A 14,362-nucleotide genomic window follows, 5' to 3' on the forward strand; every position below is an offset into this window, starting at 1 on the left:
GGGCGCGGGCGGCAGGGGGCGGGGGGCGGCTGCTCCGATGTGGCGGGATTCGATCAACGCGGGACCGGGCATCGGGATGGCGGTCTCGGCAGCGGCCCTGGTGGCGGCCCTGGTGGTGAGCTCTGCGACGGCCCCGGTGGCGGTCCCGGTGGTGAGCTCTGCGGCGACCCCGGTGGCGGCCCCGGTGGTGGTCTGCGGCGGCGGCGCTACCGCTACGGCCAGGCCGCCCGCTTCGTACACCGTCTCCTGGATCCACTTCGCCGGGCGGGCCGCCAGCTCCTCCGCGAGGCGCTTGACGAGGACGTCCTCGTCGCCCTCGTCGACGATGCCGAGGGCGGGCAGCAGGCGGGCGCGGTGGTGGGGGTAGTTGGCGTGGGTGCGCACCCAGCCGTCGGCCGCGCGCCAGAAGCCGGACAGCGGCGCGAAGTTCGTCGGCTTCCGGCCGTCGATCCGCAGCTGCCGCTCGCTGATGAACGCCGTGGCCACCGCGGCCTCCGCCACCCGTACGGCCGGGACCGCTCCCCCGGACCGCCGCGCCGCGAGTTCGGCGGCGGCGAGGGAGCACGCTCCGACGGTGGCGCGGGCCAGATCGCGTACGGGCAGGCGGGCGGGCAGCGCCCCGTCGGCGGGGACGTACGACACCTTCTCCAGCAGGTCCGGGGCTCCGCCGAGGGCGGTCCACGCATGCGCGGTCGCGGCGTCCGCGCTCGCGTCGGCCTCGGCGTCCGCGCTCGCGTCGGCGTCGGTCTCGGCCTCGTCGTCGGTCTCGATTCGGTGCGTCATACAGTCATTGTGCAGGGCACCGGGCCGGGTGCCTCAAGACCGCGCGTCAGGGCCCATGGTCGCCTCGATGCCCGCGACGATGGCGCGCAGCCCCTCCTCGAAGCGCGCCTCGTAATCCGTGAACAGGTCCGCGCCCACCTCTGCCGCCAGCGCGTACTCCTCGCCGATGAGCTTCGCGCGCTCCTGGACGTCGTAGCCCTCAGCCCGCTCGCCGGGCATCGGCTGCACCGCCTGTTCCTCGATCACGAACCCGAGGGTGAACGCGTACGCGATGAAGGAGGCGCGGGCGGCGGTGCCGGGGGTGAAGCCCGCGGCGACGAGTGCGCGCAGGTGCTCGTTCTGGCCGGGGGCGTGTGAGGCGTCCGTGAAATGGCTGCCGCTGAAGACCTTCGCGCCGTCGCGGTAGCGCAGAAGCGCGCCGCGCAGCGCCCGCTGGGCGTCCGCCACGCGTTCCTGCCAGGTGGCGGCGGGGGCCGCCGCCTCACCGGCCGCCATCTCGCGGTACATGGCGGTGGCCATCTCGTCGAGGAGGGCCTGCTTGTTCTTGAAATGCCAGTAGAGGGCGGGCGCCTGGACGTTCAGCTCCTTGGCGATCCGGCGCAGCGTAAGCCCTTCGAGACCCACCTCGTTCAGCAGCCGCAGCGCGGTGTCCACCACCTGCGTGCGGTCCAGTCGCGTCGCCATGCGCCGATTCTCCCAGGCCGTCCCCAGGCCGATGACACTTGACAATTTAACGCCGTTAAGGGCACCCTCGCGCTATGCAATTTAACGGCGTTAAGGAAGCGGTACTGATCATCGGGGCCGGGCCCTCCGGCCTGACCCTCGCCATCGACCTGGCCCGGCGCGGTGTGCGCGCCCGCGTGGTCGAGCGGGGGGCGGACCTGTTCCCCGGGTCGCGCGGCAAAGGGCTGAACCCGCGGACCCAGGAGGTCTTCGACGACCTGGGAGTGATCGACGCGGTGCGGCGGGCGGGCGGGCCGTATCCCCTGGTGCTGGGCTGGGAGGACGGCACGCGGCTCGGCACACACGACATGATCGAACGGGGCCGGCCGACGCCGGGCGCGCCGTACGCGGACATGTGGATGGTGCCGCAGTGGCGCACCGCGCGGCTGTTGTACGCACGGCTCCAAGAGCTGGGCGGATCCGTCGAGTTCGGCACCGAGCTCACCGGCCTGACGCAGAACGCCGACGGCGTCGAGGCGCGACTGTCCCGTGCCGACGGCTCGGCCGCGACCGTACGGGCCCCCTATCTGGTGGCCGCCGACGGTGGCCGCAGCACCGTACGCAGGGCGCTCGGCATCCCCATGACCGGCGAAACCGTGGACCCCAGCCCCATGCTGGTCGCCGACGTCCGACTGGACGATGACCGGCTCGACCGCGGCCACTGGCACGCCTGGCCGAAGGCGAAGGGCGGCGCGGTCGCGCTGTGCCCGCTCGCCGGGACCGACCACTTCCAGCTCTTCGCCCAGTACGAGGACGTCGACGCCACGCCGGACACCTCGGCCGAGGCGGTGCGGCAGCTGATCGCCGAGCGCACCCACCTCGCGGCGTCCGATGTGCGCGAGGTGTCGTGGGCCTCGGACTTCCGGGCGCGGGCGGCGATGGCGGAGCGGTTCGCCGAGGGCCGGGTCTTCCTGGTGGGGGACGCGGCGCATATCCACTCCCCCGCGGGCGGCCAGGGCCTCAACACCAGCGTGCAGGACGCGTACAACCTCGGCTGGAAGCTGGGGCAGGTGCTGCGGCACAGGGCGGACCCGGCGCTGCTCGACACCTACGAGGAGGAGCGGCTGCCGGTCGCCGCCGGGGTGCTCGGCATCAGCACCCGTATCCACCGCGCCCATCGGGCCGGTGACGAGGAGGGGGAGCGCCGCGGCGCCGAAGTGCGACAGCTCGGGCTGAACTACCGCGGCGGCCGACTGGCGGTGGACCGACGGCCCGCGGCGGAAGGCGCTGTGGCAGAGGGCGTTGTACCGGAAGGCGCCGTACGCGAAGACGTCGCGCCGGAAGGCTCTGCGGACGGGTACGGGTGTCCGCGTGCGGGCGACCGGGCCCCGGACGCGCCGTGCGCCCGGCCCGACGGCGAGCCGTTCCGCCTGTTCGACGCCTTCCGTGGCCCGCACTTCACGCTGCTGGCCCTCGGTGACGCCGAACTCCCGCCGGTCCGCGCGGACTTCCTCCGTACGTACCGAATCGGCGGCCCAGCGCCCGATCTGCTCGACCCCGACGGGCATATCCGCGCCGGCTACGGGGAGCGCGGGCTCTTCCTCGTCCGCCCCGACGGCTACATCGGTTTCGCGGCGGACGAGGAAGCCGGGCTGGGTGACTATCTGGCCGGGCTCGGCGGCTAGGCCGCGCCCGCCTGACGGTACAGATCCAGCGCCTCGTTCCCGAGCGTCGGGTGGTATTCGTTGTTGCCCGCGCTCACGCTGATGTTGCCGATGAGATAGCCGCCGCCGTTCGAGGTGTCGAAGTCGGCCAGGAAGCCGCCGCCGCTCGAACCCCCGGTCTGTACGCAGTCGATGCCCCACATCGTGGAGCCGGGCCGCCCCGCGTCGGGGTACTCGTCGCCCTCGCAGTGGTTCAGGCGCTCGCCGTTGCCTTCGGCGGCCGAGCCTCCGTAGCCGAAGGAGTGGACGTGGCGGCCGGTGGGCGAGTTGAAGGCGATGCCCTGGGCGCCGACGGTGTCGACCAGCGACCGCCCGTTCACCTGGCCCATGACGGCGAAGGCGAGGTCCCAGTTGGCGTTGCCGCCCGTGGAGACGTACTGACCGAGGTGGAACAGCGACCTGGCGGTGAAGGTGCCGAAGGGGCGGTTGCCGTTGGCGTAGCCCGGGATGAAGACCCAGTTGCGGTAGACCTCTCCGGTGCCCGCGTCCACGACGCAGTGCCCGGCGGTGAGGACGACGGACTTGTTGTCGGCGTTGGCGACGGTGGCCGAGCAGGCGAACGTGCCTCCGGAGGCGTTCTGGAAGAACACCTTGCCGGCCGTGGTGCTGATCAGGCCGCCCCCGGTCCAGGGGGTGGGCGAGGAGGCGGCCACCGAGGGCGACGCCTCACCGGAAGTCGGGACGGACTTGGGCGCGGACACCGGGGGAACCGTCACCCGCGGTCCGGCCGCCGCCACCGACGATCGGTTTTCCGTGGCGCCGGTCTGCCGCTGTGTGGTCATATCCCGTGCGCCGCGCAGGCGTTCGGCGGTCCAGAACCGCAGCGCGGACCGCTGCTGCTCGGCGGAGAAGGAGGTCTCATGCGCCCCGTCGGCCGCCGCCCCGTCGGCCGCCGCCCCGGCCTGAGCGGACCGGGGCGGCGGGGGCGGTGTGGGCGCGGCCTGGGCGGTACCGAGGGTCCAGCCCATGGCGGCGACGGTGATCGCGCTTAAGAGGGTGATGGCACGTCTCATGAAGGAGGCTCCACGTCCATTGAGGGGGGAAGGGGTCCCCGTGCTGCGGGGGGGGTGCGTGGTGCGGTGCGGACTTGCCGTACGGACTTGCCGCGCGGGCGGACACGTACGGCACCCCGGGCCCGACGACCCGACAACGTTGTCCAACCCCGACAACGTTGTCTGACCCGCGCCGCGGAAAGCCTGCCACGATTGGCCTAGACATGTCCATGGCATACGGCGGATCCACATCCGCATCCACACACGACGGACGGCGTGGCGGATCCGTCTCCGCCACGCCGTCCACTCCGTACCGCTCTGCTCCGTACCGCCCTACTCCTCGCCGAACTCCAGCAGCACCTTGCAGGAGCGGCTGCGGTCGGCGGCCAGTGCGAAGGCGTCGGCCGACTCCCGGACCGGCCGGACCGCGCTGATCAGCGACTCCAGGGACGGCTCGGCCGCCAGCAGCCGCAGCGCGTCATCGAACTCCGCGTGGAAGCGGAACGCCCCGCGCACCTCGATCTCCCGGCTGACCAGCAGGTTCCCCGCGATCGGGCTCTGCCCGGGCGGCAGCATGCCCAGCTGTACGACGACACCGCCGCGCCGGATCAGGCGCACACAGGTGTCGAGGCCGGCCGCGACGCCGGATGCTTCGATCGCGACGTCCACCTCCCCGTCCGGCCAGTTCGGGTCGGCCGGGTCATCGGCCCGTACGCATGCGGTGGCCCCCGCCGAGGCCGCGAACTCCAGGGCCCGCGGCAGCAGATCGGTCACCGTGATCCGCGCGGCGCCCGCCGCGCGCGCCGCGGCCACGACCAGACAGCCGATCGGCCCGGCCCCCGTGACCAGCACATGACGGCCCTTGAGATCACCGGCGCGCCGTACCGCGTGCAGGCCGACCGCAAGCGGCTCCGCGAGCGCGGCGCGGCGCAGCTCCAGCCCCTCGGGCAGGGCCCGCAGCTGCTCCGCCGGGACGGCTATACGGGCCGCGAAGCCGCCCTGGACATGCGGGGTCCGCGCGGCGCTGCCCAGGTAGCGGGTGTCGCGGCAGACGTTGGCCCGGCCGTCCGCGCACTCGGGGCACACCCCGCAGGGCGTGGCCGGGTGGACGGCGACGGGCGTGCCGGGCGCGGGCCCGCTCGCCCCCTCGCCGTATCCGACGACCGTGCCGACGACCTCGTGGCCCAGCACCATCGGCTCGCTCAGCCGGAAGTCGCCGACCCCGCCGTGGCGGTGGTAGTGCAGATCGGATCCGCAGATACCGCCGTAGCGGATCGCGACGACGGCCTGTCCGGGAGCCGGGGTCGGCTCGGGGAGCTCGTCGACCCGCAGATCGCCCTGCCCATGGATCACACAGCCAAGCACCATGTCCTCCACCCACACCTCTCTGTGTTTCAGAGTCTCCGTGCTCAGAGCACGCTCGTCATGCCGCCGTCTACGTACAGGATCTGCCCGCTCACGAAGTCCGCCGCGGGGGACGCGAGATACAGCAGCGCGCCGACCAGGTCCTCGGTGCGCCCCCAGCGGCCCGCCGGGGTCCGGCCGCGCACCCAGGCGCTGAACTTCTCGTCCTCGACGAGCGGCCGGGTCAGCTCCGTCTCGATATAGCCGGGGCCCAGCCCGTTGACCTGGATTCCGTACGGGCCCCAGTCGGCGCACATGCCCTTGGTGAGCATCTTCAGCGCGCCCTTGGTCGCCGCGTAGGGGGCGATGCCGGGGCGCACCACCTCGCTCTGCAGCGAGCAGATGTTGACGATCTTTCCGTGTCCGCGCTCGGTCATCCGCCGGGCGACCTCGCGGCCCACCAGAAACGCGCTGGTGAGGTTGGTGTCCAGGATCTGGTGCCAGTCCGCGTCGGTGAACTCCAGCAGCGGGGCGCGGTTCTGCATACCCGCGTTGTTGACCAGGATGTCGAGCGGGCCGACCCGCTCCTCCACCTCGGCGATCCCCGCGGTGGCGGAGGGGCCGTCGGTGACGTCGAAGGCGGCGGTGTGGACGGTGGTGGTGTTCCCCGTCGCCTCCACGGAGCCGGCGATTTCGGTGAGCTCGGCCGCCGCGGCCTTGAGCCGTTCCGGGTCACGGCCGTTGAGCACCACCGTGCAGCCCGCCTCCAGCAGGCCCCGGGCGAGCGCGTGGCCGATGCCCCGGCTGGAGCCGGTGACGAGGGCGGTGCGGCCCGCGATGTCGAAGAGCGGATGTGTCGCCATGGGTATGCGTTCCCCCAGATCGCTGGATGAGCTGTATCGCTGGATGACCGGATCGCTGGACGGCCAGGTCGCTGGACGGCCAGGTCGCTGCATGACCAGGTCGCTGGACGGCCAGGTCGCTGGATGACCGGATCGCTAGATGACCGGATCGCTAGATGACCAGTGAGAGCAGCAGGACGAAGCCGAGCGAGACGACGGAGATGATGGTCTCCATCACCGACCAGGTCCGTACGGTCTGGCCGACGCTCATCCCGAAGTACTCCTTGACCAGCCAGAACCCGGCGTCGTTGACATGGCTGAAGAACAGCGACCCGGCGCCGATGGCGAGGACGAGCAGCGCGGTGTGCGTGGTGCTCATATCGGCCGCGAGCGGGCCCATCAGACCGGCGGCGGAGATCGTGGCCACGGTCGCCGAGCCGGTCGCCAGCCGGATGCCCACCGCGATCAGCCAGCCGAGCAGCAGCGCGGAGACGTTCCAGTCCTTGGAGACGTCCATGATCATATTGCCGACGCCGATGTCGACCAGCGTCGTCTTGAAGCCGCCGCCTGCGCCGACGATCAGCAGGATGGAGGCGATGGGGGCGAGCGAGGTCTCGACGGTGGACGTCAGCCGGTCCTTGGTGAAGCCGGCCGCCCGGCCGAGCGTGAACATCCCGACGATGACGGCCGCGAGCAGCGCGATCAGCGGCGAGCCGACGACGTCGGCAACCCGCTGGACGCCGTTCTCCGGGTCGTCCACGACGATGTCGACGAGCGCCTTGCCGAGCATCAGGACGACGGGCAGCAGCACCGTGGCCACGGTGACCCCGAACCCGGGGCGGCGCTCCAGCTCCTCCGAGGGGCGGGCCGGGATCAGCCGGTCGGGCGGGGTGACATCCACCCAGCGGGCGGCGACACGCGCGAAGAGCGGTCCGGCGATCACGACGGTGGGCAGCGCGACCAGCACACCGAGCGCCAGGGTGACACCCAGGTTGGCCTTGACCGCGTCGATCGCGGCGAGCGGGCCGGGGTGCGGCGGCACCAGGCCGTGCATGACGGACAGACCGGCGAGGGCCGGGATGCCGATGCGCATCACCGAGTAGTTGCCGCGCTTGGCGACCAGCAGCACGACCGGGATCAGCAGCACCATGCCGACCTCGAAGAAGAGCGGCAGCCCGATGATGCCTGCGATCAGCGCCATCGCCCACGGCATGGTGCGGTTGTTCGCCTTGGCGAGGATCGTGTCGACGATCTCGTCCGCTCCTCCGGAGTCCGCGAGGAGCTTGCCGAGTATGGAGCCGAGCGCGATCAGCACACCGACGCCCGCGACCGTGCTGCCGAGCCCGGTCGTGAAGCTGGCGATCGCCTTGTCCAGCGGCGCACCCGCGACGGCGCCGAGGGCCAGCGAGCCGATGGTCAGCGACAGAAAGGCGTGCAGCTTGAACTTGGTGATGAGGAGGACGATGACGGCGATGCCGACGAGGACGGCGATTCCCAGCTGGGCGTGACCGGCCGACGTGATCGGGTCGACGGGATCCGCTGCCAGCATCTCGACGCTGAGACTGGTCACGGAGACTTCCTTACGTGCGTGTCTTGGCCATACGTTTGTTTATCCGGGGGTGCCGGGGTTGCCGGATGTAACCCGGTGCGGCCTCGGGAAGGGGACTGGCGCTACTGCCGTACTTCGGCCCGCCGCAGTGCGGCGACGGCCAGTTCGGCGATGGCCTCGGGGTTCGGGGTGATGTCCACCGCGATGCCGTCCTCGTCCGGTTGGAGCGGTTCGAGGGTGGCCAGCTGCGAGTCGAGCAGACCGAGCTTGAAGAAGTGCCCCTTACGGGCCTCCAGCCGCTCGGCGATCTGCTCGCGACCGCCGGTGAGGTGGAGGAAGAAGATGCCGGGGGCGGCGGCGCGGAGCCGGTCGCGGTAGGCGCGCTTGAGCGCGGAGCAGCTGACCACTCCGCCGCCCGCGGAGTGTTCGTGGGCCCACCCGCCGATGGCGTCCAGCCAGGGTCGGCGGTCGTCGTCGTCGAGCGGGGTACCGGCCGACATCTTGGCGATGTTGGCCGGGGGGTGGAAGTCGTCGGCCTCGGCGTACGGAACGCCGAGCACGGCGGCCAGCTGCTCGCCGACCGTGGACTTGCCCGTGCCGGACACTCCCATGACCACGACAACCTGGGGGGTGTTCATCGATACCTCGCTGTCTTCTCCGGCGCCGTCTCCCTCGACCGGCGCCGCGGCACACTCAACCCCACAGGTACGACGTATTCAAGAGCCTGTGACCTAAAAGTCATACTTATTTGAGATGCGGCTCGCCACGTAGGCTGAGCCCATGGACAACCAGGGGCGGGGACAGCACGCGCGTGTGCTGGCATCCCTCGGGCCCGCGATCACCGCAGGCGAATATCCACCAGGCACCGTGCTGCGTACGGACCAGCTGGAGGAGCGCTTCGACGTCTCCCGGACCGTCGTACGCGAGGTGGTGCGCGTCCTGGAGTCCATGCACCTGGTGGAGTCCCGCCGCCGGGTGGGGGTCACGGTGCGCCCGGCCGACGAGTGGGACGTCTTCGACCCGCAGGTCATCCGCTGGCGGCTGGCGGGCGCCGACCGGCCGCGCCAGCTGCGCTCGCTGACCGCGCTGCGCTCGGCGATCGAACCGGCCGCGGCGGCCCTGGCCGCCGAGCACGCCACCCCCGAGCAGTGCGCCGAGCTCACCGAACATGCCCTCAACATGGTGGCCACCTCACGCGGCCAGCAGCTGCCCGCCTACCTGATCCACGACATCGCGTTCCACCGGGTGATCCTCAAGTCCTCGGGCAACGAGATGTTCGCGCGCCTCGGCGACGTCGTCGCGGAGGTGCTGACGGGGCGCACCGAGCACCAGGTGATGTTCAGCGACCCGGACCCGGAGGCGGTCACCCTGCACGTACGGGTCGCCGAGGCCGTACGGGCGCGGGACGCGGCGCTGGCGGAGGCGTACACACGGGAGATCACGGTCGGCGCGCTGCGGGAGCTGGACATCCTGGCGCCGTAGGCTGGCGCCGTAGGAACGTGCGCACCGCAGAAACGTACGCACCGCAGAAACGTACGCGATGGGGGCCTACAGACTCAGCGCCCCGCCCGGCCCTCCGCCCGGCCCTGCGCCCGGCCCTGCGCCCGGCGTCCCCGCCGGCCAGCGCTCGTACCACCGCTGGTCGGCCTCCAGTTGCGCGGCGAGCGAGATCAGCCGCGGCTCGCTGTTGGCGGGGCCCAGGAGCTGGGCGCCCAGTGGCAGGGTGCCGTCCTCGCCGACGAATCCGGCCGGTACGTTCACGGCCGGCCACCCCAGGACGTTCCACGGCCAGGCGTACGGGCAGGCCGCGATCGTCGCCCGGTCGGTGTGCCAGGAGTTCAGCTCGGCCAGGGCCCCGATCCGCAGCGGTGGCGTCGCGGTCGTCGGGGAGAGCACCACATCAAAACCGTAGCCGTCGCCGTCGCGGTCGCCGTCACGCGAGAAGATCGCCCCGACCCTGCGCCGCAGCGGCTCTTCGGCGGCCCGGGCCAGGCGCAGCGGCCGACCGCCCAGGAGCCTGCCGTGCCGGACGGCGGTGAGGGTGCGTACGTCCAGCAGGGCCCGGTCCGGGACGTGTCCTGACCACTCCCACAGGCCCACCATCGCCCTCGGCAGAAAGGACAGGCCGACCCCGGCCCCGTAGCGCGGCTCGGCCGCCACGACCTCGTGGCCCAGGGCCGCCAGCCGCTCGGCGAGCCGCAGGACGGCGGCCCGGACGACCGGGTCGAGGTGCTTGTGCGTGCCGGTGAAGGGGGGTTTCAGGGAGAGCGCGATGCGCAGCCGCCCCGGGTCGCGGCGTACGGCGGAGAGCACGTCCACGGGCGGCGGCTGGTGCAGATCGCCCGGGCGGTTGCCGGTCGCTGCGTGCAGCAGCAGGGCGGCGTCCTCGACGGTGCGGGCGAGGGGGCCGTTGCAGGTGATGCCGTTGAACGCCTCGGCGTACGGCCAGGTGGAGATCCGGCCGCGCTGCGGTTTGATGCCGATCAGGTGGCTCCAGGCGGCCGGGATACGGACCGAACCGGCCCCGTCCGAGCCGAGCGCGGCGGGCACCAGGCCCGCGGCCACGGCGGCCGCGGCTCCGCCGGAGGAGCCGCCCGGGGTGTAGTCCGGGTTCCATGGATTGCGTGTCACGCCGAAGGCGGGCCCTTCCGTGAACGGCCACTGCCCCAGCTCTGGTGTGTTCGTCTTGCCCACGATGACGGCACCGGCGGCCCGCAGCCGCCGCACCACCTCGGAGTCCTCGGTCTTGGGCGGGAACTCCCCGCAGCATCCGAAGGCGGTCGGCTCGCCCGCCACGTCCGTATCGTCCTTGACCGCGATCGGCACCCCCAGCAGCGGCAGCCGTCTCCCGGCCGCCAGCAGCCGGTCGGCGTCGTCGGCCTCGCGGAGCGCGGCCTCGGCGCGTACCCGCCGGAAGGCGTTGAGCGTGCCCTGTGTCCCGGCGATACGGTCCAGCGCCCGCTCGACCAGCGCACGGGAGGACACCTCACCGCCGGCCAGCGCGCGGACCTGCTCGCTCAAGCCTTTCGGAATGACGCTGGTCACGGCGGACCTCCTCGACTCGCTTCGCCCGCGCCCGGCGGGCTGGAACCGGTGCTCGTGAGTTCGGCCACTCCCCCTTTACCGCACGGGATGCCCATGCGCACCCTGGGCGGGGTGACGGCTGCCTCATGCCGAATCATCGCTGAGCGAGAAGGACACCCGCATGACCGACATCGCGGCACGCCGCACACGTTTCCTGCACCGGACCGGCGGACCGTCCGACGACGGGCCGCTGGAGACCATCCTCGGCTGGGTTCTGACCGTCTGCATCGCGATGCTCACCGTCCAGCTCGGGCTGTTGTAGCGGCTGCTGTAGCCGCGACGGCCGTCTCCTCTGTAGCCACGACGGCCGTCTCCTCGCCGCCGCGCAGCCGGCGGTCGAAGAACGCCACGAGGGGCGTACGCGGATCGTCGGCCGACGCCGCCGCCAGGTTTCCGTTCAGATCGGCGACCGCCGTGATCCTCGGGTCGTCGTGCAGGGTCGCCAGGTCCGCGGGGCAGCCCCCCACCCGGGCCCTTGCGGACCGGCCGACCAGCCCGATCCTCGACAGGTCCAGTACGCCGGGGGCGAGCGAGATCAGCTGGTCGAGTACGAACCGGACGTCCGCCACCCGGTCGTCCACCACCCGCGTGTCCACCACCCGGTCGTCCGCCACCCGGTCGTCCACCACCCGGACGTCGGGGAACCCGGCCGCCCGCGCGTCGTCGTCGTGGACGATGGTCACGACCACATAGCCGTGCGAGGCCAGCTCCTCGGCGAGCGGGCTGGGCGCATACGCCTCGCCGACGCCGGGCGAGTGGAGCACCACCGGGCGCGGGCCGCTGGGGTCCAGCGCGGGCGGGGCGTCCTCATGGACGAAGGTCCCCGGGGTCCGCTCGTACCGCTCGACCTCCCGGGCCGGGTAGCGGACGCCGACCATCAGCTCGCGGTACGGCTTGGACCGCACCCCGGGCTCGGGCCGGTCGCGGTCGACCAGGGGCAGGGAGATCATGCCGACGGGGTGCGGGCCGGTCGGCGCCGCCATGCCCGCTAAGGCGGGGGCGGGGGCGGCGAGCGGGGCGGAGGCGGTCGGTTCGCTGCGGTGCGGCCCACGGCCGGTGGTGTATGTCGTCATGTGTTAAAGGATTCCGTGTCCGGCCGCTCGCCACCATGTGGGGAGCCCGCCGTCCTCGGGTGGAGTTGAGTGCACCTTGCCCCGGGACACGAGTCCTGCGATGAACCGCCTGCGTCCAGTATGCTGCACTTCATCGTTATGGATAGTGCACTACGCAGGGAGACGCGAACCGTGACACTCGACGCGGCGAAATGGCTCGACTCGGCCACCATCGACCCGGCCGTCCTCGCGCTGCGCCCCGACTACCGCGCGCTCCTCATCACCGCCGAGGGCCTGCGCCCCGGCCCCAGCGACGACTTCAGCGAGGGCATGCTCGCGGCGGCGGAGACCACGGCGCGCGAGTTGCTGGGCGAAGGTCCTGTGGAGGAGCATCCGCACCTCGCCGCCTGGCGCGAGGCGTTCCGCGCCTTCGGGGCGAAGCCACAGCGCACCCGGCCCAGCGCGGAGGCGCTGCTGCGGCGGGCGGCGGCCGGGCTGCCCCGAGTGGACCGGCTCACCGATATCTACAACGCGATCTCCGTCGCCCATGTCCTGCCGCTCGGCGGCGAGGACCTGGACCACTACGCCGGAGCGGCGCGCCTGGTCCGCGCCGCCGGCGACGAGACCTTCGAGACCACGGCCGGCGGCGAGGCCGTCGTGGAGCACCCCGCGCCGCGCGAGGTGGTCTGGCGCGATGACGCGGGCGTCACCTGCCGCCGCTGGAACTGGCGCCAGTGCACCCGCACCCGGCTGACCCATGCCACCACCCGCGCCATGTTCGTCCTCGACGCCCTCGGCCCCATGGACGACGCCGCCCTGACCACCGCCGGGGACGCGCTCACCGCGGCCCTGACGGACGCCTGCCCGGGCGTACGGATCCACTCGCGGCTGGTCACGGGATTGCCGCAGTCGCTCACGGGCTGACGCCCCCGCCGCTGATCTTCGTGGTGCTGGACGAAAGCTGTATCCGTCGGCCCATCGGCGAGCCCGCCATCATGGACGCCCAGTTCGCACGGCTGGTCGAGTTCGCCGAGTCGCCGAACACCGTGCTGCAGGTCGCCCCGTTCGACATGGGGACGCGCCGCCCGTTCGATTTGCCGCTCTACGTCCTGACGATGTCGGACCGCTCCCTCATGTCATACGCGGAGTCCGCCCAGCGGGGCCATTTCGAACGGGAAAGCACCTCAGTGGTGCCCATACTGACGGCCTACCATCAGCTACAGGCCGAAGCGCCTTCTCAGGCGGAGTCTGTAGCCATGATCAGCCAGTTGGGAACGGGCACCCCGTGACGACCGAATCCCCCCGTTGGTTCAAGTCCTCGTACAGCAACAACGGCGGCGCCTGCATAGAGGTCGCCGCCAACCTGGTCTCGCCTCGCGCGGCGAGGTCCCCGTCCGCGACAGCAAGGACCCGCACGGCCCGGCGCTCGTCTTCGAGTCGTGCGCCTGGTCGTCGTTCGTCGCCGCCGTCAAGGGCGGGGAGTTCCCCGCCACTTGACCCCCGCAGCAACCAGCCACCAAAGCGTGCGGCCCCTGTGACGGCAGATTCGACCGGGGGCCGTCGTCATGTCGCCGCATATCAGTCACAGCGCCGTTTTCGCTGTCGCGGGCAAGAAGCCCTCCGCGCCGGAGGCCGAGACGCCGATCAGCTCGGAAACCCGGCGCAGCCGTGCCGTGGAGGCTTTTCCGACCTTCTGGACGATGACCGAGGGCAGCGCCTGATGTCTGCCCCCGCACTCCGGGGCCGACCGCTACGCCCTTTAGATGCCGACGGCCTGAGTGGTCGCGGACACAGGGCCGAAGAGCGTCCCGTGCGCCCGGTACTCCTGGCCCATCCGCGCGCCGGTGGGCGTGCGACTGGCTGAGGTAGTCCGCTGCTCGGTCCTCGTTCCCCATCCGCCTCGCCACCACGGCGGCGAAGTTGATGTGACTGCCGTACCCCCGTGGAGGGGTTCGCTTCGCTGCGCCTGTGCACCGTCTCGTGGCATTCGGTTCAGGCGGGTGCGGGTTTCGTCTCGGACCCTCCGGGTCCAAAGCGCCAGCGAGAAGGGGGAAGAGGGAAGAGGGAAGAGGGGCGGCCGGCCCGATGTTCCGATTCCTCGGCCCTGCGGGCGGCTGAGCTCAGGACAGGCTCCGCTGCGACTGCTGCCGTGCGGTGGCCGGCCGGTCAGCCCAGCGGTGCGCTGAGTCGAGGCCTGGGAGCACGACGTACAGGCCAGCGCCGCTGGGCGGCGTGGTCCGGTCGCCGAGAGCCGGTATCGTCTCGCGCCTTTGGCGCAAAGCGGCCAGCAGCGGGAAGGGAAGGGGCGCCGGAGGCATCGTCGCCGTCC

Annotated in this window: 13 protein-coding genes and 3 pseudogenes; 7 read left to right on the forward strand and 9 right to left on the reverse strand. The window is 72.0% G+C overall.

Going from position 1 to position 14,362, the window contains the following annotated elements; translation table 11 throughout:
* Both CCN51_RS32790 and CCN51_RS32795 read right to left on the reverse strand, forming a co-directional pair.
* Positions 1 to 783: pseudogene (locus CCN51_RS32790) on the reverse strand (CoA transferase); the annotation flags it as partial.
* 33 nt (positions 784 to 816) lie between these two features.
* Positions 817 to 1,467, reverse strand: a complete 651-nt coding sequence (locus CCN51_RS32795) for a TetR/AcrR family transcriptional regulator C-terminal domain-containing protein (protein WP_014177268.1) — start codon at positions 1,465 to 1,467, stop codon at positions 817 to 819.
* A gap of 74 nt (positions 1,468 to 1,541) precedes the next feature.
* On the opposite strand from CCN51_RS32795, the gene CCN51_RS32800 reads away from it, so the two are divergent.
* Positions 1,542 to 3,131 carry an FAD-dependent monooxygenase gene (locus CCN51_RS32800; protein WP_014177269.1) on the forward strand — a complete coding sequence of 530 codons (1,590 nt, stop codon included), beginning with the start codon at positions 1,542 to 1,544 and terminating at the stop codon, positions 3,129 to 3,131.
* Here CCN51_RS32800 and CCN51_RS32805 read toward each other — a convergent pair.
* The 5 genes from CCN51_RS32805 to CCN51_RS32825 all read right to left on the reverse strand — a co-directional run bounded on the left by CCN51_RS32805 (position 3,128) and on the right by CCN51_RS32825 (position 8,535).
* Positions 3,128 to 4,183: a trypsin-like serine peptidase gene (locus CCN51_RS32805; protein ID WP_014177270.1), complete on the reverse strand. Its 1,056-nt coding sequence runs from the start codon at positions 4,181 to 4,183 to the stop codon at positions 3,128 to 3,130. The genes CCN51_RS32800 and CCN51_RS32805 overlap by 4 nt on opposite strands.
* 312 nt (positions 4,184 to 4,495) lie before the next feature.
* Entirely contained in the window at positions 4,496 to 5,530 is a 1,035-nt protein-coding gene (locus CCN51_RS32810; protein WP_043490511.1) for an L-idonate 5-dehydrogenase, read from the reverse strand.
* Between the two features lie 41 nt (positions 5,531 to 5,571).
* Positions 5,572 to 6,369, reverse strand: a complete 798-nt coding sequence (locus CCN51_RS32815) for an SDR family oxidoreductase (RefSeq protein ID WP_014177272.1) — start codon at positions 6,367 to 6,369, stop codon at positions 5,572 to 5,574.
* Positions 6,370 to 6,520: 151 nt separating this feature from the next.
* Positions 6,521 to 7,918: a GntP family permease gene (locus CCN51_RS32820; RefSeq protein ID WP_014177273.1), complete on the reverse strand. Its 1,398-nt coding sequence runs from the start codon at positions 7,916 to 7,918 to the stop codon at positions 6,521 to 6,523.
* Between the two features lie 101 nt (positions 7,919 to 8,019).
* Complete coding sequence (locus CCN51_RS32825; RefSeq protein ID WP_014177274.1) at positions 8,020 to 8,535, reverse strand: gluconokinase; 516 nt, start codon at positions 8,533 to 8,535, stop codon at positions 8,020 to 8,022.
* A 142-nt stretch (positions 8,536 to 8,677) separates the two neighbouring features.
* Here CCN51_RS32825 and CCN51_RS32830 point away from each other — a divergent pair, with 142 nt between their 5' ends.
* Positions 8,678 to 9,379: a FadR/GntR family transcriptional regulator gene (locus tag CCN51_RS32830; protein WP_014177275.1), complete on the forward strand. Its 702-nt coding sequence runs from the start codon at positions 8,678 to 8,680 to the stop codon at positions 9,377 to 9,379.
* A 66-nt stretch (positions 9,380 to 9,445) separates the two neighbouring features.
* Here CCN51_RS32830 and CCN51_RS32835 read toward each other — a convergent pair whose 3' ends face one another.
* Positions 9,446 to 10,942 carry an amidase gene (locus CCN51_RS32835; RefSeq protein WP_014177276.1) on the reverse strand — a complete coding sequence of 499 codons (1,497 nt, stop codon included), beginning with the start codon at positions 10,940 to 10,942 and terminating at the stop codon, positions 9,446 to 9,448.
* Between the two features lie 160 nt (positions 10,943 to 11,102).
* On the opposite strand from CCN51_RS32835, the gene CCN51_RS53685 reads away from it, so the two are divergent.
* On the forward strand, positions 11,103 to 11,243 hold the full coding sequence (locus CCN51_RS53685; RefSeq protein ID WP_014177277.1) for an SCO1431 family membrane protein: 141 nt from the start codon (positions 11,103 to 11,105) through the stop codon (positions 11,241 to 11,243).
* On the opposite strand, the gene CCN51_RS56605 is transcribed toward CCN51_RS53685, so the two are convergent.
* Positions 11,218 to 12,054, reverse strand: a complete 837-nt coding sequence (locus CCN51_RS56605) for an alpha/beta hydrolase (RefSeq protein ID WP_014177278.1) — start codon at positions 12,052 to 12,054, stop codon at positions 11,218 to 11,220. The two genes, CCN51_RS53685 and CCN51_RS56605, sit on opposite strands and share 26 nt — an antisense overlap.
* A gap of 171 nt (positions 12,055 to 12,225) precedes the next feature.
* On the opposite strand from CCN51_RS56605, the gene CCN51_RS32845 reads away from it, so the two are divergent.
* The 4 genes and pseudogenes from CCN51_RS32845 to CCN51_RS56610 all read left to right on the forward strand — a co-directional run bounded on the left by CCN51_RS32845 (position 12,226) and on the right by CCN51_RS56610 (position 13,754).
* Positions 12,226 to 12,957: a B3/B4 domain-containing protein gene (locus tag CCN51_RS32845; RefSeq protein ID WP_014177279.1), complete on the forward strand. Its 732-nt coding sequence runs from the start codon at positions 12,226 to 12,228 to the stop codon at positions 12,955 to 12,957.
* Positions 12,957 to 13,322 (forward strand): annotated as a pseudogene (locus tag CCN51_RS32850) (Scr1 family TA system antitoxin-like transcriptional regulator); the annotation flags it as partial. The gene CCN51_RS32845 and the pseudogene CCN51_RS32850, both read left to right, overlap by 1 nt.
* Positions 13,319 to 13,530: pseudogene (locus CCN51_RS32855) on the forward strand (DUF397 domain-containing protein). The pseudogenes CCN51_RS32850 and CCN51_RS32855, both read left to right, overlap by 4 nt.
* Before the next feature lie 68 nt (positions 13,531 to 13,598).
* A complete protein-coding gene (locus tag CCN51_RS56610; protein ID WP_014177281.1) occupies positions 13,599 to 13,754 on the forward strand; it encodes a hypothetical protein in 156 nt (51 codons plus the stop codon).
* Positions 13,755 to 14,362: the final 608 nt, after the last annotated feature.

Origin of the sequence: Streptomyces milbemycinicus (assembly GCF_002154605.1) — a bacterium.
Taxonomy (GTDB): domain Bacteria; phylum Actinomycetota; class Actinomycetes; order Streptomycetales; family Streptomycetaceae; genus Streptomyces; species Streptomyces milbemycinicus.

What these genes read in the sequence shown, in the direction of transcription:
- CCN51_RS32795 (WP_014177268.1), bottom strand. Translation starts at nt 1,467, where the DNA reads ATGGCGACGCGACTGGACCGCACGCAGGTGGTGGACACCGCGCTGCGG.
- CCN51_RS32810 (WP_043490511.1), bottom strand. Translation starts at nt 5,530, where the DNA reads ATGGTGCTTGGCTGTGTGATCCATGGGCAGGGCGATCTGCGGGTCGAC.
- CCN51_RS56610 (WP_014177281.1), top strand. Translation starts at nt 13,599, where the DNA reads ATGTCGCCGCATATCAGTCACAGCGCCGTTTTCGCTGTCGCGGGCAAG.
- CCN51_RS32800 (WP_014177269.1), top strand. Translation starts at nt 1,542, where the DNA reads ATGCAATTTAACGGCGTTAAGGAAGCGGTACTGATCATCGGGGCCGGG.
- CCN51_RS53685 (WP_014177277.1), top strand. Translation starts at nt 11,103, where the DNA reads ATGACCGACATCGCGGCACGCCGCACACGTTTCCTGCACCGGACCGGC.
- CCN51_RS32815 (WP_014177272.1), bottom strand. Translation starts at nt 6,369, where the DNA reads ATGGCGACACATCCGCTCTTCGACATCGCGGGCCGCACCGCCCTCGTC.
- CCN51_RS56605 (WP_014177278.1), bottom strand. Translation starts at nt 12,054, where the DNA reads ATGACGACATACACCACCGGCCGTGGGCCGCACCGCAGCGAACCGACC.
- CCN51_RS32830 (WP_014177275.1), top strand. Translation starts at nt 8,678, where the DNA reads ATGGACAACCAGGGGCGGGGACAGCACGCGCGTGTGCTGGCATCCCTC.
- CCN51_RS32805 (WP_014177270.1), bottom strand. Translation starts at nt 4,183, where the DNA reads ATGAGACGTGCCATCACCCTCTTAAGCGCGATCACCGTCGCCGCCATG.
- CCN51_RS32825 (WP_014177274.1), bottom strand. Translation starts at nt 8,535, where the DNA reads ATGAACACCCCCCAGGTTGTCGTGGTCATGGGAGTGTCCGGCACGGGC.